The organism is Nostoc sp. C057, from assembly GCF_013393925.1.
Lineage (GTDB): Bacteria > Cyanobacteriota > Cyanobacteriia > Cyanobacteriales > Nostocaceae > Nostoc > Nostoc muscorum_A.
Map to the genome: position 1 here is coordinate 1250734 of NZ_CP040281.1, position 17491 is coordinate 1268224.

At 41.4% G+C, this 17491-nt stretch carries 21 protein-coding genes and 1 pseudogene; 13 read left to right on the forward strand and 9 right to left on the reverse strand.

Annotated elements, in window-relative coordinates:
* Positions 1-440: 440 nt before the first annotated feature.
* The 7 genes from cysE to FD724_RS05325 all read left to right on the forward strand — a co-directional run bounded on the left by cysE (position 441) and on the right by FD724_RS05325 (position 4565).
* Positions 441-1181, forward strand: coding sequence for a serine O-acetyltransferase (cysE, locus tag FD724_RS05295; protein ID WP_179071840.1), 741 nt, complete (start codon positions 441-443; stop codon positions 1179-1181).
* A 53-nt stretch (positions 1182-1234) separates the two neighbouring features.
* The gene (locus FD724_RS05300; protein ID WP_179071841.1) at positions 1235-1465 is read left to right on the forward strand and encodes an Asr1405/Asl0597 family protein; all 231 of its coding nucleotides are present in this window, start codon (positions 1235-1237) and stop codon (positions 1463-1465) included.
* Between the two features lie 285 nt (positions 1466-1750).
* Complete coding sequence (locus FD724_RS05305; RefSeq protein ID WP_179071842.1) at positions 1751-1948, forward strand: DUF2949 domain-containing protein; 198 nt, start codon at positions 1751-1753, stop codon at positions 1946-1948.
* A 371-nt stretch (positions 1949-2319) separates the two neighbouring features.
* The gene (gene nifV, locus FD724_RS05310) at positions 2320-3453 is read left to right on the forward strand and encodes a homocitrate synthase (protein ID WP_179071843.1); all 1134 of its coding nucleotides are present in this window, start codon (positions 2320-2322) and stop codon (positions 3451-3453) included.
* Positions 3440-3727, forward strand: a complete 288-nt coding sequence (locus FD724_RS05315) for a nitrogen fixation protein NifZ (protein ID WP_012407236.1) — start codon at positions 3440-3442, stop codon at positions 3725-3727. Before nifV ends, FD724_RS05315 begins: the two co-directional genes overlap by 14 nt.
* The gene (gene nifT, locus FD724_RS05320; protein ID WP_114083693.1) at positions 3702-3905 is read left to right on the forward strand and encodes a putative nitrogen fixation protein NifT; all 204 of its coding nucleotides are present in this window, start codon (positions 3702-3704) and stop codon (positions 3903-3905) included. The genes FD724_RS05315 and nifT overlap by 26 nt, the downstream gene beginning before the upstream one ends.
* 117 nt (positions 3906-4022) lie before the next feature.
* Positions 4023-4565, forward strand: coding sequence for a (2Fe-2S) ferredoxin domain-containing protein (locus tag FD724_RS05325; protein WP_179071844.1), 543 nt, complete (start codon positions 4023-4025; stop codon positions 4563-4565).
* 246 nt (positions 4566-4811) lie between these two features.
* Here FD724_RS05325 and FD724_RS05330 read toward each other — a convergent pair whose 3' ends face one another.
* Together FD724_RS05330 and FD724_RS05335 are read right to left on the reverse strand one after the other, a co-directional pair.
* Complete coding sequence (locus tag FD724_RS05330; RefSeq protein ID WP_179071845.1) at positions 4812-5270, reverse strand: transposase; 459 nt, start codon at positions 5268-5270, stop codon at positions 4812-4814.
* A 16-nt stretch (positions 5271-5286) separates the two neighbouring features.
* Positions 5287-5673 carry an IS630 transposase-related protein gene (locus FD724_RS05335; RefSeq protein ID WP_179071816.1) on the reverse strand — a complete coding sequence of 129 codons (387 nt, stop codon included), beginning with the start codon at positions 5671-5673 and terminating at the stop codon, positions 5287-5289.
* Positions 5674-5749: 76 nt separating this feature from the next.
* Between FD724_RS05335 and FD724_RS05340 the strand changes: the two genes are divergently transcribed.
* Together FD724_RS05340 and FD724_RS05345 are read left to right on the forward strand one after the other, a co-directional pair.
* Entirely contained in the window at positions 5750-6949 is a 1200-nt protein-coding gene (locus tag FD724_RS05340) for a PD-(D/E)XK nuclease family protein (RefSeq protein ID WP_179071846.1), read from the forward strand.
* A 51-nt stretch (positions 6950-7000) separates the two neighbouring features.
* Positions 7001-7583, forward strand: a pseudogene (locus FD724_RS05345) (Uma2 family endonuclease).
* Positions 7584-7628: 45 nt separating this feature from the next.
* Here the strand turns inward: FD724_RS05345 and FD724_RS05350 are convergent.
* The 3 genes from FD724_RS05350 to FD724_RS05360 all read right to left on the reverse strand — a co-directional run bounded on the left by FD724_RS05350 (position 7629) and on the right by FD724_RS05360 (position 9782).
* Complete coding sequence (locus FD724_RS05350) at positions 7629-7892, reverse strand: type II toxin-antitoxin system RelE/ParE family toxin (protein WP_179071847.1); 264 nt, start codon at positions 7890-7892, stop codon at positions 7629-7631.
* A complete protein-coding gene (locus FD724_RS05355) occupies positions 7889-8092 on the reverse strand; it encodes a hypothetical protein (RefSeq protein ID WP_179071848.1) in 204 nt (67 codons plus the stop codon). Before FD724_RS05355 ends, FD724_RS05350 begins: the two co-directional genes overlap by 4 nt.
* Positions 8093-8399: 307 nt before the next feature.
* Positions 8400-9782 (reverse strand): 1-acyl-sn-glycerol-3-phosphate acyltransferase, encoded by a 1383-nt coding sequence (locus tag FD724_RS05360; RefSeq protein ID WP_179071849.1) that lies wholly within the window; start codon positions 9780-9782, stop codon positions 8400-8402.
* A 150-nt stretch (positions 9783-9932) separates the two neighbouring features.
* On the opposite strand from FD724_RS05360, the gene FD724_RS05365 reads away from it, so the two are divergent.
* Positions 9933-11747, forward strand: a complete 1815-nt coding sequence (locus FD724_RS05365; protein WP_179071850.1) for a proline--tRNA ligase — start codon at positions 9933-9935, stop codon at positions 11745-11747.
* Positions 11748-12053: 306 nt separating this feature from the next.
* On the forward strand, positions 12054-12665 hold the full coding sequence (locus FD724_RS05370) for a GerMN domain-containing protein (protein WP_114083702.1): 612 nt from the start codon (positions 12054-12056) through the stop codon (positions 12663-12665).
* Positions 12666-12722: 57 nt separating this feature from the next.
* On the opposite strand, the gene FD724_RS05375 is transcribed toward FD724_RS05370, so the two are convergent.
* The 3 genes from FD724_RS05375 to efp form a co-directional block, all read right to left on the reverse strand.
* Positions 12723-13070 carry a metalloregulator ArsR/SmtB family transcription factor gene (locus FD724_RS05375; protein ID WP_012407243.1) on the reverse strand — a complete coding sequence of 116 codons (348 nt, stop codon included), beginning with the start codon at positions 13068-13070 and terminating at the stop codon, positions 12723-12725.
* Positions 13071-13145: 75 nt separating this feature from the next.
* Positions 13146-13703 carry an acetyl-CoA carboxylase biotin carboxyl carrier protein gene (gene accB, locus FD724_RS05380; RefSeq protein WP_114083703.1) on the reverse strand — a complete coding sequence of 186 codons (558 nt, stop codon included), beginning with the start codon at positions 13701-13703 and terminating at the stop codon, positions 13146-13148.
* A gap of 109 nt (positions 13704-13812) precedes the next feature.
* Positions 13813-14370, reverse strand: a complete 558-nt coding sequence (gene efp, locus FD724_RS05385) for an elongation factor P (RefSeq protein WP_114083704.1) — start codon at positions 14368-14370, stop codon at positions 13813-13815.
* A 249-nt stretch (positions 14371-14619) separates the two neighbouring features.
* Between efp and FD724_RS05390 the strand changes: the two genes are divergently transcribed.
* A complete protein-coding gene (locus FD724_RS05390; RefSeq protein WP_114083730.1) occupies positions 14620-15726 on the forward strand; it encodes a peptidylprolyl isomerase in 1107 nt (368 codons plus the stop codon).
* A 61-nt stretch (positions 15727-15787) separates the two neighbouring features.
* Here FD724_RS05390 and FD724_RS05395 read toward each other — a convergent pair whose 3' ends face one another.
* Positions 15788-16369: a Uma2 family endonuclease gene (locus FD724_RS05395; protein ID WP_114083705.1), complete on the reverse strand. Its 582-nt coding sequence runs from the start codon at positions 16367-16369 to the stop codon at positions 15788-15790.
* Between the two features lie 89 nt (positions 16370-16458).
* Here FD724_RS05395 and thiL point away from each other — a divergent pair, with 89 nt between their 5' ends.
* Positions 16459-17481, forward strand: coding sequence for a thiamine-phosphate kinase (thiL, locus tag FD724_RS05400; protein ID WP_179071851.1), 1023 nt, complete (start codon positions 16459-16461; stop codon positions 17479-17481).
* Positions 17482-17491: the final 10 nt, after the last annotated feature.

A 17491-nucleotide genomic window follows, 5' to 3' on the forward strand; every position in this document is an offset into this window, starting at 1 on the left:
TACAGACAGCAAATCCTAAAAGAAAATAAAGAAACCTGTCTTTCGCTCAATCAAATAATAGGATACTAATAGTAGTAGCATATACAGAAAATCAATTTCTAGCTTCATGTAAATCATATTTGAGTGCATCTGAGTACAACTTAATATATTGCAAAATATCTTGACGAAATCTTAGCAAAGGCTTACGGGTAAAGTTTCTTGTAGCGTGAACAGAAATTCTTAACCCCTGCCCCAAAAATACTAGTACCCCTATCGTTAAATACCAGCGCCCCTAACCCCAGACAAATTTTAACTTTATGTTAAGTCGGGGTTTCGGCGTTTGAGTACAACCTTAATCAATCCAATAAATCCAATCAGCATTGGGTTTTCTATCGAGTTGGAAGTCACCTGATATAAGCATAAAAATAGCAGATGACTCATTTACCAGATAGACATTACCGATGCAACAGTCTTTAGACAGTATTAGCGATCCCCCCAGTACCAAAACGCAGGATTCTGCACATACATCCATGCTGAAGAATTTACTCTCTGGCGTTTTTTTTGAGCCATTATTGAGTGATTTTCGCATTATCTTTGAGCGTGATCCCGCAGCCCGGAATTGGCTAGAGGTGGTGTTTTGCTATCCCGGATTGCACGCACTCTGTTTGCATCGTCTTGCTCACTGGTTACATGGTCGAGGAGTGGGTTTTATCCCCCGCTTTATTTCTCACTTGGGGCGATTTTTGACAGGGATTGAAATTCACCCAGGTGCAGAGATTGGCCAGGGCGTGTTTATCGACCACGGAATGGGAGTAGTCATTGGCGAAACTGCGATCGTGGGCGACTACACACTGATTTACCAGGGCGTTACCCTTGGCGGAACTGGTAAAGAAACTGGTAAGCGTCATCCCACTGTGGGCAAAAATGCAGTGATCGGGGCGGGTGCGAAAGTTTTAGGTAATCTGCAAATTGGCGATCGCGTCCGTATTGGTGCAGGTTCCGTTGTCTTGCGGGATATCCCCAATGATTGCACAGTTGTGGGAATTCCCGGTCGAATTATTTCCCGAAATGAAAACGCCAGCCTTTCTCCTTTAGAACATGGAAAGCTACCCGATATGGAAGCAACCGTGATTCGTTCTTTGCTCTCGCGCGTTGAGCAACTCGAAAAACAACTGCAAACTTTAGGCGTTAAGAGTCATTAGTCATTGGTCATTTGCAAATGACAATAGGACAACTGACAAAGGACAAAGGACAAATGACAAATCACGTTTTGCAGATTCCTCGGAGCGATCGCTGGCGAATCTATCACCGATTGCAAGAGTTAAAAATAAATAGCTCTTGTCCACCCGATGGTTCTTTACGAGTGCAAGTGAACAATTTGCTAGAAATAATTCTAATTCGCAGTACAGTTATGCAATTTCTCGCTTCTCGCAAAGAATTATTAGAGTGGCTAGAGCGTTGCTGGCATTACAGCGATGAATCATGAATCTTCTCATTAATCTTGAATTCATGACGCAATCACTGAACTTTATCCTTTTTGTTCATGGATGCACAAAGCCCAAATAGCTTTAGAGTTTGAAGCTACTGTATGCTTGCAGAATTTATTGCAGACTGAGATGGATTAGATGAGGTTTAGATTTTGTTTCTTCTGCTAAATCTAAAATTCTCCTGACATATAGCAACAATTAAAAATGCGAAATTCCCAAATAAAAATTGGAATTTCTGATTTTTAAGTTTTTCCCAAATTAAGAAATTGAAAGTTCAATCAATTATGGCGACTCGGAACAGAGATATAAAACTCCTCAATTATTTGCACAATGAACTTGAACTTTCAAATGCCGATATTGCTGTAGCTCTGCGACACCGTGAATTAGAAAATGGCCCATTACCGATGCTCCTCTGGCAGTATGGTTTAGTTGATTTGGAGCAGCTAGGAAAGATTTTTGATTGGCTAGCAGACCACAGTTAGCTAGTTTGTACCCCTTAGCTTTAAGTAGCATTATCTGCCTAAATTACACCCAAATGCTCTAGAAAATCTGAGGTTACTAAGATGATTACATCCTTAATTGCTGGATTCTGTGTTTTACTTTGTTCAGGGTTTGCTAATAGTTATATTAGTTCATTGCTACTCGAAGAGGTTTCAACTGACATCGGTAAAAACGATTAGTAAATTATACATTGTTTTAGTTCCCTGTCATACAGATGTGATGCTGCTAATAAGTCAATAATTAAGGATCATGTATCCTACATTATGAATTGTGATATTTTTAGCATTTGCCATCGCTGGGGATTGTAGAGAGAAAGGATATTAAGAATACTTCCAAGAGAGGGATATTTGCAATGAATCAAATCATAATTAATGACACTACACTACGTGATGGTGAACAAGCGGCAGGTGTTGCTTTTACCCTAGAAGAAAAAGTTGCGATCGCTAAATTTCTCGATGCCATTGGTATTCCCGAATTAGAAGTCGGTATACCAGCAATGGGTGACGAAGAAACACGTGCGATCGCTGCAATTTCTGATTTAGGTTTACAAGCAAAACTCCTCGGCTGGAACCGCGCCGTCATCTCAGATATTAAGGCTTCTATTGCTTGCGGTATGAACCGGGTGCATATCGCCATTCCCGTCTCTGGTATCCAAATCGCCGCTAAATTCCACGGTCAATGGCGAGTAAGTTTGCAAAAACTCAAAGACTGTATTAGCTTCGCCGTCGATCAAGGTCTTTGGGTAGCAGTCGGCGGAGAAGATTCTTCCAGAGCTGATGAAAACTTCCTTTTAGATGTAGCGCTTTATGCCCAAGAATGGGGTGCATCCCGGTTCCGCTTCTGCGACACCGTAGGAGTTCTCGACCCTTTCACCACCTACACCAAGGTTAAACGGCTGGTTTCAGCTTTGATGATTCCCCTAGAAATCCACACCCACAATGATTTTGGTCTGGCAACAGCCAACGCTCTTGCGGGTATCAAAGCCGGAGCCTTATCTGTGAATACCACAGTCAACGGATTGGGTGAAAGAGCGGGAAACGCAGCTTTAGAAGAAGTTGTGATGGCAATCAAACGCATCTATGGCGTTGATTTAGGCATCGACACACCCAGTTTGCTGGAACTGTCTCAACTAGTTGCAGCCGCATCAGGAGCTAGCGTACCACCTTGGAAAGCGATCGTTGGCGAAAATACTTTTGCTCACGAATCTGGTATCCATGCTCACGGGGTATTGCAGAATCCCACTACCTACGAACCATTTGCACCAGAAGAGGTGGGTTGGGAACGGCGTTTAGTATTAGGCAAACATTCTGGACGGCATTTAGTTGCTAACTTGCTAGAACAGCATGGAATTTTCTTGAACTCCCAAGAAACCCAATCTGTTTTAGATGCAGTGCGCCATCAATCGGTACAGAAAAAACGCAGCCTGACGACAGAAGAACTTTTGAATTTGGTCAGAGAACAGAGGTACTCTCATGCAACGCGATGAATTAGAGCTAAACTTGCCACCCGCTTTTGAAATTGGTGAAAAAGTCAGAGTTCGGAAACTGCTCAAGAACGATGGTACTTTCCCAGGTAAAGAAGTCGGGCAAGTTTTAGTGAACAAAGGAGATATCGGCTACATAGCCAGTATAGGAACATATTTGCAGACTTCCTATATATATGCTGTGCATTTCTTGGAAACAGGATTCGTCGTCGGCTGTAAGAAAAAAGAACTAGAATCTGTTGAGGAATCTCATGAAAGTAATGCTACGCATGAATGATGCCGGTACTTTAGTAGTCTACGTTGCTAAAAAAGACCTAGAAGAAGAAGTCGTCAAACAAACCGATGGAAATGATGGCAAGATTCTCACCCTAGCAAATGGTTGGGAATTAGAATTTCGTGATTTGCCAGATACAGCAAATTTACCCCAAACAGTAGAAGCTAAACGCCTCGCTTAAAAAATGGGGAGTAAAGAAGGGAATAGGTTATAGGTTACAGGGTACAGATTATTCCCTATAACCTGTCACCTGTCACCTCTCCCCCAATCCCCAATCCCCAATAACTTTTTATCAATCATGGGTGACAAGTATTTGACGTTATCAGAATTGAACCTTGAGGGACAGTTACTAGGTTTTGTTGGTGGTGAACCAGGAAAATATAAATATATGCAATTGGCAGTTCCATCTGGAAATGTGGAAATTAAACTGCCTAAAGAGTTGCGCCGATTACTAAGTTCATCTTTAATTCCTGGCCAGCAAATTCGCGTTTGTGGCCATAGTAAGATAGATTCGCGCACAAGTAAAATTAAAATTAAAGCCTATCGGGTGACACCAATTGATGGGTGTCCAAAGCAAGAGTTACCACCTCAAAGCAAAGCGAGGATTATGGTATGTCAAAAGGGCGGTTGCCTGAAACGTGGTGGTAAAGGGTTATTATCAGAATTAGAAAAAACTTTGTGCGATCGCGGTTTGTTAGACAAAGTTACCATTGAACATACGAGTTGCCAAAAATGCTGTAACAGCGCTCCCAACTGTGTTTTACACCTTGGTAAAAAGAAATACAAGAATATTCACCCTGAAGCGATCGCAACTTTGCTAGAAAATCACTTAACAGAGTAATAATCTTCTCTAGCTATTCTTAAAATAATACATAACTTTGTAGGGGTAAAAATTTTACCTCTATTTGTTGTAAGTATCGTCTATATAGCACTCTTGGCAAACTGCGATCGGCTAAGTTATAACTGCTGCAACGCTTGTAATATCGAATACAAATATAACTTATAAAGTTTTTTGTAGTCTTGTTCAGGCTGGATTACAACCCTCATTATTGTGTATAAATCTCTGCAAATACAGCACTTCCGGCTGTTATGAGGTACAGTAGCAGCAATTAGCAAACCAGTTTCTTAAATGTTGAGGATTTATTAAGTCGAGTGCAACTGATATTAGTTTATCAACCATTTCTGTTGTAGTTGGAGCAAAACTGCGTAAGAAAGATTTGAGTTGTGACCACCATAATTCAATTGGATTAAAATCGGGAGAATATGGGGATAAACAAAGAACTGAAGCGCCGACAGCTTCAATCATTGGCACAATTGAATCGAGTTTATGCGCGGATAAATTATCCATCACTACGACTGCTCCTGACCATAACTCTGGTACTAAAAACTTCTCAATAAATACATCATTTGCAACGCCATCCATTGAATTATTCATTGTCATTAATGCGACTACTTTTTTAATACTAATTGCTCCAATTACTGTAACTTTTGATCCCCGATAGAAGGGGTTAAGAGAGTAAGCTCTATATGTTTGACCTTTTCCCAAAAATCTAATCTTAAATTCAGGACTCTCTCCGTGCCTGCTTGGGTACTCCGCTTTGTTTTTTTTTCCGATTTAATCCTAATTTCTGTAACGCACGACACATTGCACTTCGACCTACGAAATTGCCAGTCTTGTCTGCAAATAATTCACACAATTCTATTAATGTTGCATCTGGATGTGATGCAACTAATTCTGTCAACTCTATGTCAGCATTTGTTAGATGACTAAATTGTGGCTTTCCTCGCGGCTTGGATTGTAAATTTCCTTCAACTTTTTGTTGTTTTACAAGCTTTTGGACTAAACTATTTGAGACGGAAAATATATTAGCTACTTTCCTGATTGAGATGTTTTTCTGAAGATGTGCCGCAACTATTTTTTCTCGAAGCTCGACAGAGTATGACTTCATTTAAAAGTATTTATATTTTAATCTAGTGTACCTTATAACAGACGGAAGTGCTGTATCTTAAAATAGCTAAAAATCAATGTCTTTGTTTAGTAATTTACTCAACCTACATTCAGGAAGTAAGCCGCTTGAAGATTTTTTTACTGAAATTGTTGCTTATTTTCTGTCCCTGAATAACGATATTTTAATTGATTGGCTAAAACATCACTCAATCATTAGTGATGATAATTATTCCAGCGTCAAGATTTCAACCCAACAAGAACACAAAGGACTTGAAAGCCATACTGAAGATAGTAGATTGGACATTGTAATTGAACTATCAGATGGTTTAAATACAGACGTAATATTTATTGAATCAAAAATTGGTTCTACAGAAATACCGGGACAATTAGAAAAATATGCTGATATTTTGAGTAATTTATCAAATGTTAGACATCGAATTTTAATTTACATCACCCGTGATTATGACCCAAAAGAAGAAATCAAGCAATATGATTGTGATCCAAAACCGACAATCAAAGAGTATTGCCTTAAGTTACCACCCAAGATTAATTTCTTCCAACTGAGGTGGTATCAGTTTTATAGCTTCTTGAAAGAACGCACGTCTGATATCTTAACCCAAGAAATATTAACTTTCATGAGGAATAACAGAATGTCTTATACAAATCAATTTTCATCAGTTGACTTATTGACAATGGTGAACTTTAACAAAACTTTCAAGCTTATGGAATCAACCATTAGTGAAGAAGTTAAAAAAGAACTCAAGGAATCTTTCGCTGGTATAAATAAACACGAAATAGATGGTTTGTATCAATGGAAATCTAAAAATAGATATATAATAGGTACTAGTTTATCTAACAGAAGAGGGGATTTATGGTGTGGTCTTGGATACTTCAATTTAAATCCAAATAATTTAAATGATTATCCATATATCGGGATATTTTTGGAGGTTTCTCCTGGTTTTGTAGAACGCCCAAAAACTATTGAATCCATGCAGAACGTAATTAACGATAAACCCAATATATGGACTCCTGAGAACTTAACTATTTTGCCAGCATGGTCAGCTATATTTTATCGAAAAAGCCTACAAGAATTTTTATCTGAAAAAGACCAGCTATCTGCTATTAAATTATTTTTTCAAGAATCAATAGAGGAATTAAAAACGGTTCATAAACAGTATTTCAACTCTCTTCGGAAGGGTGTAACTATCGAAGCAACTACAGAAGGTGATAAAGAAGAAGACCCAAACACCTCATCATCCTCTATCGCAGAAGTTTAATCAGCTACAGCTATATTAAGATAAAAATAACTCTGCATTCTCGTAGTTGTTATGAGCCTTACCACTGCTAAACGCTTTACTATAGCTGAATATCACCGTCTAGCTGAACTCGGCTTCTTTGAGGAGAATGACCGAGTTGAGCAATTAAGGGTGAAATAATCCAGATGGCAGCAAAAGCTACACCGCACTCTGTTTGTGAAACACGCCTAGAGCGAGAATTATATAAACTAGTAGGCATCGCGCAACCCTGCGAGGACAACAGCCAATTACTTTGTCTAACAACAGTGAGCCTGAACCAGATAGAGTAATTGCAAAAAATAGAGATGATGACTATCTAGCAAATCATCCCAGCCTATCTGATATTTTACTCTTAATTGAAATTGCTGATTCATCCTTAAAATACGACCAGGAGGAAAGGCTACCTATTTATGCAGAAGCGAAAATTTATGATTATTGGATATTTAATTTAGTAGATAATTATCTTGAGTGCTACAGCGAACCTTATCAAACTTTGCAATTTAAATTTGGCTATCGCCGCAAGTTAATTTATCTGCCAAATGAATCAGTTAACCTGCCCTGTTTTTCTGAATTTTCGCTAGATTTATCTAAGATATTTTCTGGAATGTTATTTTAACATTGCTGCAAAAACAGATTGACGGCTTAGTATTAACTTGGCAATCTACTCATCTCGATAAACATCTCTTCGATGCCCTATTCTGACAACTTTAACTATCAGTATATCATCTTGAATGTCGTACAAAATCCGATAATTACCAACACGAATACGATATTTATTGGCAGTATTTTCTAGCTTGACAACGCCACTAGGACGGGGATTGTCAGCCAGCTCTAAAATTTTCTCGTTAATTTTCTCTCGAATATCAGCAGATAATTTTTTTAATTGTTTCGCAGCCTTGTTAGAAAGTTCTATTTGATAAGTCACGGTTCTAATTCTTGTTTGTACTGTTCCCAAGTAATAGTAGGTTCATTTTCAGCTTCCTCAAAGGCTTTAATATCCTCTTGATCTTCTGCTTTTCTAATATCTAACAGTTCTAGAATATCTTCTAAAGTATCTTCATAAGCTTGTTCTAGTCTTTGATTTATTGCTTTTAACAACTCTTGTCTTTTAGTTGTAGTTTCCATAACTAACCTCTGCAACTGCAAAATTTTAATTAATTTCCGCTTGAGTGATTTTTCTGGTAAACAGACTCATTAAGAATTTTCAAGCAGCCAAATTACGAACTATTTCAGACTTTTTAGGTTTCATTAATTAGGACAACACGTTTCTATCAAGAATAATCATTCTTCAAACATTGATAGCATTTTTATGTCAATTTCATTATAGCGTGTATACACGCTATAATATCTTAACTATAATTGTGTAGTGAGAAAATAATTTAATTATTACCGAAGCAAGTTGATCCAGGGACTTGGAATATTAGCCTCTTAATCAAATCAATCTTTCCAATGCGTGTTGTAAATCGTTCGTCACCTCAGCAACAGCTTGCCTAGCACCCAAACGATTTTCCTTATACGTTGGGTAACGCTCAGAAATAGATATGGGTTCACCCACAGTTATTTTTACTTTTTGCTTACCCAATTGCGGACGCTGCACAGCTTTATCGCCTTTGATTTTAGCAATCATCTGCCATAAAATTAAAGTCGTTTCAGCAAACCTCTCTACTGTTGGATTTTCACGAATATAATTACCAGAAACTGCCACAAAACTTTCTACTAAACGCATGTGCCACATCCGTGCATTCGCTTCTTCTGCAACGCGATCGCCTAAAGCTCTTTCAACCGCAGATACTCCTTTTACATCCTTAAATTCTTCTCTAAATATATAATTCCAACCCGCTTGTTCTACTCGCCGACAACGATCACTCAAACTACCTTTTGACTGCAAATTAAAATACTGTTCTGATATTAACAGTGCTGCATTCAACAATGCTTGTAAACGAACAGCTAACGCTTCATTTCTATCGGGAATTTGCCCGTTGACAATCTTGGGATCTGGCAGTTTCTGATGATAAAACCGGGTGTAAAATTCCTCCATCAGCAAAAGTAAATGTTCTGCCAAAGCCAACAACCGGGGATAAAGCGACTCTATAGAAGCATTTTCTGCTGAATTCACAGGTAAACCACTAGCTGCTTCCATTTCGCTTAAAAGATTAGCGATCGCACCCCAAGGAGCATCAACGTAACTATATTTAATCCCAACTGGTACAATTAGAACCTGTTCGGGGCGTTCAGCTTTTTGCAAATCTTCAGCACACCAAAAGCCTAATTGGGCGATACCGGGTTCCAGAGGGCTAATATTCTCCGATAAGCCATTGGTAGCACCCTCTGGCGCAGCAGCCATTGGGAATTTCCCATTGGCGAACAAGTCACGCGCCGAACGTAACCCCGTCCAGTCAGCCTTACCGCGCTGAATCGGAGTACCACCTAAATGAGAAGCAATCCAGCCAACGTGGGAACCTGCCCATAGAGGAATGCCGCGATCGTAGATAAAATGAGCGTGAATGGGATGTTGTAGTGTTGTACCTTGCGATCGCGCTATCTTTGGTACAAGTTGAGATAACAAGTAAGCCAAACAAAATGGATCGTCTGTTTTTGGATGGCGAAATGCCAGCATAAAACGGATCTTACCCTCCTGAAACTGGCGATAGAGATCCACCAGCACCTCTACGTTGTCTGCTTCAATTTGGGTAATAGGTGTTTGCCAGTTTATCCAACTGGGTAGCAACAGATGGACAACTCTTAGAAATAAGGGGTTAAACGCCGGAGGAATAAATTCTAAGGGTGGCTGTGCTTGATAAATTACATCTGCCAAGGTAGTTTTCTCCTGAAGTTGCGATCAAAAAAGGCGGAAGGCTATAAGTAAAAATGAAAAATAAATAACGCTGTGTACTTTGTACTTCATCCTTAATACTTCATACTTTAGTTGACATAGAAATTAGCGATCAAAGAAAGGCTATAAACGATGCGACTTTCACAAATGTTATTTGTTACACTGCGGGATGATCCGGCTGATGCTGAGATTCCTAGCCATAAATTATTACTCCGTGCAGGCTACATTCGTCGCATCGGTAGTGGTCTTTATGCTTATTTGCCGTTAATGTGGCGGGTATTACAAAAAGTTTCCCAAATTGTGCGGGAAGAAATGAACGCTACAGGCGCACAAGAATGTCTTTTACCACAATTACAACCGGCTGATTTATGGAAGGAATCGGGACGCTGGGACACTTACACTAAAGCTGAGGGGATTATGTTTTCCCTAATTGACCGCCGCGAGCAACAATTAGGATTAGGCCCAACTCATGAAGAAGTAATCACAGCGATCGCTCGTGATATGATTCGCTCTTATCGCCAGTTACCCCTACACCTCTACCAAATTCAAACCAAATTCCGCGATGAAATTCGTCCCCGCTTTGGTTTGATGCGCGGACGCGAGTTTATCATGAAGGACGGCTACTCCTTCCATACCGATGAAGCCAGCCTCAAAGAAACTTACCAGGATATGTATAAAGCCTACAGCAATATTCTGCGGCGTTCTGGTTTAGCTTTTCGGGCAGTGGAAGCTGATTCTGGTGCAATTGGTGGTTCTGGTTCCACAGAATTTATGATTTTGGCGGAAGCTGGTGAAGATGAAGTTCTCTACACTGAGGATGGTAAATACGCCGCTAACGTAGAAAAGGCTGTTTCTTTACCAATTGATGCGGAAACCTCACGGTTTACAACCTACGAGAAACGCGATACACCTGGAACAGAAACGATTGAAAAGGTGTGTCAACTCCTCAACTGTTCTCCGACTCAATTGGTGAAAAATGTCCTTTATCAGACGGTTTATGATAATGGTATAACCGTGTTAGTTCTGGTGAACATTCGAGGCGATCAGGAAGTTAATGAGGTCAAATTGCAAAATGAACTGACTAAATTAGCTTCTGAATATGGCGCTAAAACTATTATTAGTTTGAATGTACCAAATGTAGAAGCCCAGCAAGCATGGACAGCCAAATCTCTACCTTTAGGCTACATTGCGCCAGATATCGCAGATGAGTATATTACTGCTAATAAACAGATCCATCCCAAGTTTTTGCGCTTGGTAGATCAAACAGCAGTTGATTTAAAAAACTTTGTTACAGGTGCAAATGAAGCTGGTTATCACGTAGTTGGTGCTAATTGGGGTGAGCAATTTAAGTTACCAGAGCGAATAGTAGATATTCGCAAGTCAAGACCAGGCGATCGCGCCATCCATAACCCAGAACAAACCTTACAAAGCGCCCGTGGAATCGAAGCCGGTCACATTTTCCAATTAGGCACTAAATATTCCCAAGCGATGGGAGCAACTTATACCAATGAACAGGGTGAAGAAAAGCCGTTATTTATGGGTTGTTTTGGTGTAGGCGTGTCGCGGTTAGCCCAAGCTGCCGTAGAGCAATCTTATGATAAAGATGGGATTATTTGGCCCGTTGCGATCGCACCCTACCACGCAATCATCACGATTCCTAACATTAAAGATGCTCAACAAATCGAAGTCGCTCAAAAACTTTACACAGAACTCAATCAAGCAGGAATTGAAACCCTACTAGATGACCGCGATGAACGGGCGGGAGTGAAATTTAAAGATGCTGACTTGATTGGCATACCTTATAGAATTGTAACCGGACGCGCGATCGCTAATGGCAAAGTCGAAGTTGTAGAAAGAGCCACCCGCAACTCTCAAGAAATTGTCATAGAGGAAGTTACAACCACACTCAAACAGTGGATTACCGCCGCCACTCAGGTAAAAAATTAAACTTCAACATTTACGCAGAGGAATCAATACTTTACTTTGCGTTCCTCTGCGTTTTACTCAGCGTTCCTCTGCCTTGTAAATTAATCATCTCCAAAAAGAATGAAATTTACATAATTTGGTAGGTGACGGATTAGAAATATAAATTCTAAAATTGAAAAAGGGACTTGCGGAATTAAAAATAATCGCCCTTTGAGGCATAAAGTCTCCTCCAGGTTTCGGGAAACTCTCTACTTGTAAGTATCGTCTTTAACCAGGCTGCTCCTCACATAACGACCATATCAGCCCTCAGTCAGGAAGGTTTTGAACATGAAAGACCAACAAGGATCTAATCGCATTTCTTCAGGCGCAATTGCAGCCGTTTCAGCAGTGGTTGTAGCGGTGGGTGGCGGTGTGGCTTGGTTTACTACACACTCCAGCAATCCTCCCACACCATCAAATCCCTCTGGGCCCATCGCTCAACCAGCACAGCCATCAACTAGGCAGCCAGCTAACGAGCAAACCCCTAATGTTTATTGGCTCAGACCAAAAGACAAAAGTGTTGCTTTGGTTCCCCAACCAGTTAAAGTCGCTTCTATACGAGCCAACCAGCCTTTAGAAGCAGCTTTCCAAAGTTTGTTGGCAGGCCCAACAGAAGGAACAGATTCCACAACTATCCCCAAAGGAACTAAGCTGTTGGGACTGAAATCAGAAAATGACGAAGTTCACGTTAATTTATCTGAAGATTTTACCAGTGGTGGTGGTAGCACATCAATGATGGGTCGTGTCGGACAAGTTGTTTATACTGCGACAAGTTTAAATCCTAAAGCCAAGGTTTACATTGACGTGAACGGCAAACCATTGGATGTTTTAGGTGGTGAAGGCGTAGAGTTACAACAACCACTAACTCGTGAAAGCTTTGAGAAAAATTATCAGCTTTAGTTCTTGGTCATTGGTCATTGGTCATTAGCAAAGGACAAAGGACAAATGACAACTGACCTAACGTTTGCTATTTAACACACGAAAATTACGGGCTTGCTCCTCTAACCTTGTGGCCAGGCGATCGCAAACCCGATTACACAAATCAAAAATCATTTCATCTTCCACCCGGTAATAGGCGCAAGTTCCTTCACTGCGGCGGCTAAGGATACCTGCTTGCCACATTACCTTCAGGTGTTTTGACACATTTGCCTGAGAAGTCTGTGTTGCCTCTACCAACTCTTGCACGCATTTTTCTTCATCCCGTAATAAGTGGAGCAGCCGCAAGCGCATCGGCTCACTTAACAGGCTGAAGTATTCAGCTACTTGTTGCACCACTTCTGGCGGTAAAGGCAACGTTTGTTTCATCAGGATTAACCCGCAAGGACTGAAGTTTTAACGATGACTCATTTCAGATGACTCATTTGATATATAGATTAATACTTAATCGGGGTTAATTCGCATCAAAGGTTGACCATATTCTACAGCATCACCATTTTGGAGAAGAATTTCCATCACTTGTCCAGAGACTTCGGCTTCGATTTCATTCATCAGCTTCATGGCCTCAATGATACAGACGGTTTGACCCTTGCGGACGCGATCGCCAACTTCCACAAATGCCGCTTCTCCAGGCGCAGGAGCGCGATAAAACGTTCCCACCATTGGGGAAGGCACTTCTACTAATCTCTGATCGATGATTGAGGGAGCATTTACTGACAACTGCAATTGTGTGCTAGTACCAGTATTCTCAAACACGCGAGATGTGGACACCTCCGTTACCTGACTCGCGTTCACCTGGTTTCCCCCAGATGAACCCGATGTCAAGCCAGAACCTACCACACCGCCGAAGGTTGCTTGACCTACCGACAACATCTGATTGCTGACGCTCACAGCCTTACGGACTGTTAGTTCAAAATCATCGCTTTTGAGCGTTACTTCTGCAATATCTGTTTGTGCGATAGTTGCCAATAGTTGGCGGATTTCATTAAAGTCCAATGGCACAGTTTTTATTACCTCGACCTATCCGTAAATTAGCATCTTAAGTGTGGCAGGGATTAAATCCCTATGTAGGGATTTCAATCGGGAGCAAGCATCTCCATAGAGATGAAAGTTATTCCCTGCTGATATATTTATCTTCCTGGGTATCAACTTTGATGCGTTCTCCTTGAGAAATAAACAAAGGAACCATCACAATTGCACCGGTTTCCAAAGTTGCTGGTTTTGAACCACCGGTAGCAGTGTCACCTTTTAAGCCTGGATCTGTTTGTACAATTTCCAGAACCACAGATTTAGGCAATTCTACTCCTAGAACCTGATCGCCCCACTTAATAACTTCAGCTTCCATACCTTCCTTCAGGTATTTGACGCGATCGCCAATTTGTGCGCGGGTCAATCTGCCTTCTTCGTAGGTTTCCATATCCATAAAGACGAACTCATCGCCCTCTTTATAGGTATGCTGCATCGTGCTTTTTTCTAGAGTAGCTTGGGGCACAGTTTCCCCAGCTCGGAACGTTTTTTCCATCACGCTCCCACTTTGGACATTTTTTAACTTAGTTCGGACAAAGGCGGAACCTTTGCCTGGTTTGACGTGCAAGAATTCTAGCACTCGCCATACAGACCCATCTAATACAATCGAAACACCGGGTCGAAAGTCGTTACTGGAGATCATGAAACTTTCAAATTTTGGAAGACAATCGGCATTTATTGTACCCTTCTAGAGTCGTCATTGGGCATTTGTCATTAGTCATTTATCATTTGTCATTTGTACTGAGCGTATCGCTAAAGCGAAAGCTTCGCTAATGCGTAGCGTCTCCAAGAGTTGTCAAAGTATTTGTCATTTATCCTCCGCCCTTAACGTGGGAAGATTATTGATGGGTTACGTCCAGTCAACAATTTAATGCTGCATTTGAGTTATCCCATGCTTAACTTATTAAAATCCTGGCTGAAGAACAGCCTAATGGCAATACTGCTGGTAACAATATTTTTAGGCATAACTACAGCTGGGTGGACTCCCTCCAGTAGCGCCGCGCTGCCAGCCGGCAACGCAATCACCGACGGCAAGGCTTTGTTGCGGTATGCACTCCCGATAGATAACAAACCTGTACGGCAACTACAAGCCAGTTTAGAGGACATCTCTGCCCAACTGCGGGCTAATCGGCGATGGGGTGCTATTTCCAAAGACATCAGCAAAGCATCCCGAATTCTCGATAAACCCTCCCAAATCTTAACAAGCGTTCCCACAGAACGCCAACCCCAAGCAGAAGCTTGGATTACCGAGTTGAAATCTGGGGTGGGTAAATTAGAAGAATTGGCGAACAGCAAAGATAAAGAACAAATTCTTCAAGAGAGAGGCAAACTTCTAAATCTAGTAACTCAGATAGAAGAGTCAATGGTGAAAGAATTCCCCTTTGAAGTGCCTACTGAGTACAGTAACCTGCCACAACTGAAAGGTCGTGCCACGGTAGAATTCAAAACTAACAAAGGCGATTTGACTGTCGTCGTGGATGGTTATAGCGCCCCTGTGACTGCTGGTAATTTTGTAGATTTAGTACAGAGGGGTTTTTACAATGGCTTAGAATTTACCCGTTCTGAAGAATCTTACTTTCTGCAAACTGGAGATCCCGCAGGTAAAGATGTAGGTTTCATTGATCCCAAGACAGGCGAATATCGCGCTATTCCCTTAGAAGTTTTAGTTCAGGGTGATAAAGCACCTACTTATGGCATTACTCTAGAAGAAGCTGGTCGTTACGTTGATATGCCAGTTCTACCTTTTTCTGCTTTTGGTGCAGTGGTGATGGCTCGCCCTGAAAGTGAAGTAAATGGTGGTTCTTCACAATTCTTCTTCTTTTTGTTTGAACCAGAACTCACTCCCGCCGGACGCAACCTCTTAGATGGTCGCTATGCCGTTTTTGGCTATCTCACCGAAGGCAAAGAAGTTTTGGATAAACTAAAGGCGGGTGACAAAATTGAATCGGCAAAAGTCGTTCAAGGAATAGAAAATCTGGTTGAGCCGCAAGCATCATAAGAAGGAAGCAGGGAACAGGGGGAGAATAATTCCTGTACAGACGCGATTAATCGCGTCTCTCCTAACTCCCCTGATTTAGATTCCCGGCGGTGAATACTTGATCAACTGTAATCGCTAATTCTAGAAAAGTCCGTGATACAATTTCCTGAGTACCAGTAAAAACTATTTCTTCGTAAAATCCATCTTCCAGTAGTAACACTGAAACCTTTGCTTCCAGTGGGTCTACAATCCAATATTCAGGAACCTCTAAGGCCGCATATTCAGAACGCTTATGACGATAATCCCGTTTAACCGACTCTGGACTGACCACCTCGACAATTAGTAAAGGCGGTGACTGAAATACTGCTGAGGCATTCAACAATTCCCTAGCTTGCTCAAGCGTCACCACACACAAATCAGTCAACCTAGATTTATTTCTCCCCGTTCTCACCCCACTTTCTCGAAAACACAGCCAAGGTGAGCTACAACGTTTAATTTCTGCATCTAGTACTTGCTCAAGAAATTTGGCAATCAGGAAATGTTCAATAGTAGGTGGGTTCATTAGCTCTAGCTTGCCATCCACCAGTTCATAATGAAAATCGCTACCATCATCATAGGTTAAGTACTCTTCAAATGTGATGCTGGTTACTGGTGTTGTTACCATCCCAACTGACTCCTAGACGATACCCTTATATTAAACAGTAAAACAAATCATCAGTTTTCTTAGTAATTTTTCAGCACGGAAAACCGATCGTGAACAGTGATTTCTCTTCTCAACAAGTAAAAGATATTGGTGAACAAGGTCTTTTAGAAAGATTGCAACGCTTCTGTCCTCCAGAAATTATCGGCGATGATGCAGCAGTACTTGTGACTGCACCAGAGCAATCTTTGGTAGTGACTACAGATGTGCTGGTTGATGGCGTACATTTTAGCAACCTCACCACTTCCCCAGAAGATGCTGGCTGGCGGGCTGCTGCTGCTAATTTATCAGATTTAGCAGCGATGGGTGCTTCTCCACTAGGAATTACCGTTGGGTTGGGACTCCCCGGTGAAGTTAGGGTGAGTTGGGTTGAGCGACTGTACCAGGGAATGACAGAATGCCTGCAAAAATACAATACCTCAATTGTTGGGGGCGATGTCGTGCGATCGCCTGTGACGACTTTGGCAATTACCGCTTTTGGTCAAGTTCACCCTAATCAAATTATCCGCCGTTCTGCTGCTGTAGTGGGAGATACGATCGTTGTTACAGGGGTTCATGGAGCCTCCCAAGCTGGCTTAGAACTGCTTTTACATCCCCAATCAGGACAAAACCTCAAAGATGTAGAACGCACGGCACTAATCCGCGCACACCAGCGCCCACAGCCACGATTAGATGTCTTACCAATCCTCTGGAAAATTTTAGCATCCCCATCTCCTATACCCATTGCCGGTATGGATAGCAGTGATGGTTTGGCAGATGCAATTATCCAAATCTGCCGCGCCAGTGGTGTTGGCGCTGTCCTAGAACGCAGACAAATTTCCATACCAGCAGCTCTTGACCATTGGCTAACAGAAGAGCAAGCGCTAGCTTATGCTCTATACGGTGGCGAAGACTTTGAATTAGTGCTTTGCTTGCCACAAGAGTCAGCATTAGCCTTAGTACAAAATCTTGGTCAAGGTGCTGCGATCGTCGGCAACATTACACCCGGATCAACAGTACTATTGCACGACGAACAAAAAAAATTCCCTGACCAAGTTCTGAGCCTTAGCCAGGGATTTCAGCATTTTAGTCAATAGTCCTTTGTTA

Bases quoted from the DNA above. Each gene is read 5' to 3' on its own strand.
- FD724_RS05305 (WP_179071842.1), top strand. From the start codon at position 1,751: ATGGCGACTCGGAACAGAGATATAAAACTCCTCAATTATTTGCACAAT.
- nifT (WP_114083693.1), top strand. From the start codon at position 3,702: ATGAAAGTAATGCTACGCATGAATGATGCCGGTACTTTAGTAGTCTAC.
- FD724_RS05370 (WP_114083702.1), top strand. From the start codon at position 12,054: ATGAAAGACCAACAAGGATCTAATCGCATTTCTTCAGGCGCAATTGCA.
- FD724_RS05340 (WP_179071846.1), top strand. From the start codon at position 5,750: ATGTCTTTGTTTAGTAATTTACTCAACCTACATTCAGGAAGTAAGCCG.
- nifV (WP_179071843.1), top strand. From the start codon at position 2,320: ATGAATCAAATCATAATTAATGACACTACACTACGTGATGGTGAACAA.
- FD724_RS05365 (WP_179071850.1), top strand. From the start codon at position 9,933: ATGCGACTTTCACAAATGTTATTTGTTACACTGCGGGATGATCCGGCT.
- cysE (WP_179071840.1), top strand. From the start codon at position 441: ATGCAACAGTCTTTAGACAGTATTAGCGATCCCCCCAGTACCAAAACG.
- FD724_RS05325 (WP_179071844.1), top strand. From the start codon at position 4,023: ATGGGTGACAAGTATTTGACGTTATCAGAATTGAACCTTGAGGGACAG.
- FD724_RS05315 (WP_012407236.1), top strand. From the start codon at position 3,440: ATGCAACGCGATGAATTAGAGCTAAACTTGCCACCCGCTTTTGAAATT.
- FD724_RS05390 (WP_114083730.1), top strand. From the start codon at position 14,620: ATGCTTAACTTATTAAAATCCTGGCTGAAGAACAGCCTAATGGCAATA.
- FD724_RS05375 (WP_012407243.1), bottom strand. From the start codon at position 13,070: ATGAAACAAACGTTGCCTTTACCGCCAGAAGTGGTGCAACAAGTAGCT.
- FD724_RS05300 (WP_179071841.1), top strand. From the start codon at position 1,235: ATGACAAATCACGTTTTGCAGATTCCTCGGAGCGATCGCTGGCGAATC.
- FD724_RS05355 (WP_179071848.1), bottom strand. From the start codon at position 8,092: ATGGAAACTACAACTAAAAGACAAGAGTTGTTAAAAGCAATAAATCAA.
- FD724_RS05335 (WP_179071816.1), bottom strand. From the start codon at position 5,673: ATGAAGTCATACTCTGTCGAGCTTCGAGAAAAAATAGTTGCGGCACAT.
- FD724_RS05395 (WP_114083705.1), bottom strand. From the start codon at position 16,369: ATGGTAACAACACCAGTAACCAGCATCACATTTGAAGAGTACTTAACC.
- efp (WP_114083704.1), bottom strand. From the start codon at position 14,370: ATGATCTCCAGTAACGACTTTCGACCCGGTGTTTCGATTGTATTAGAT.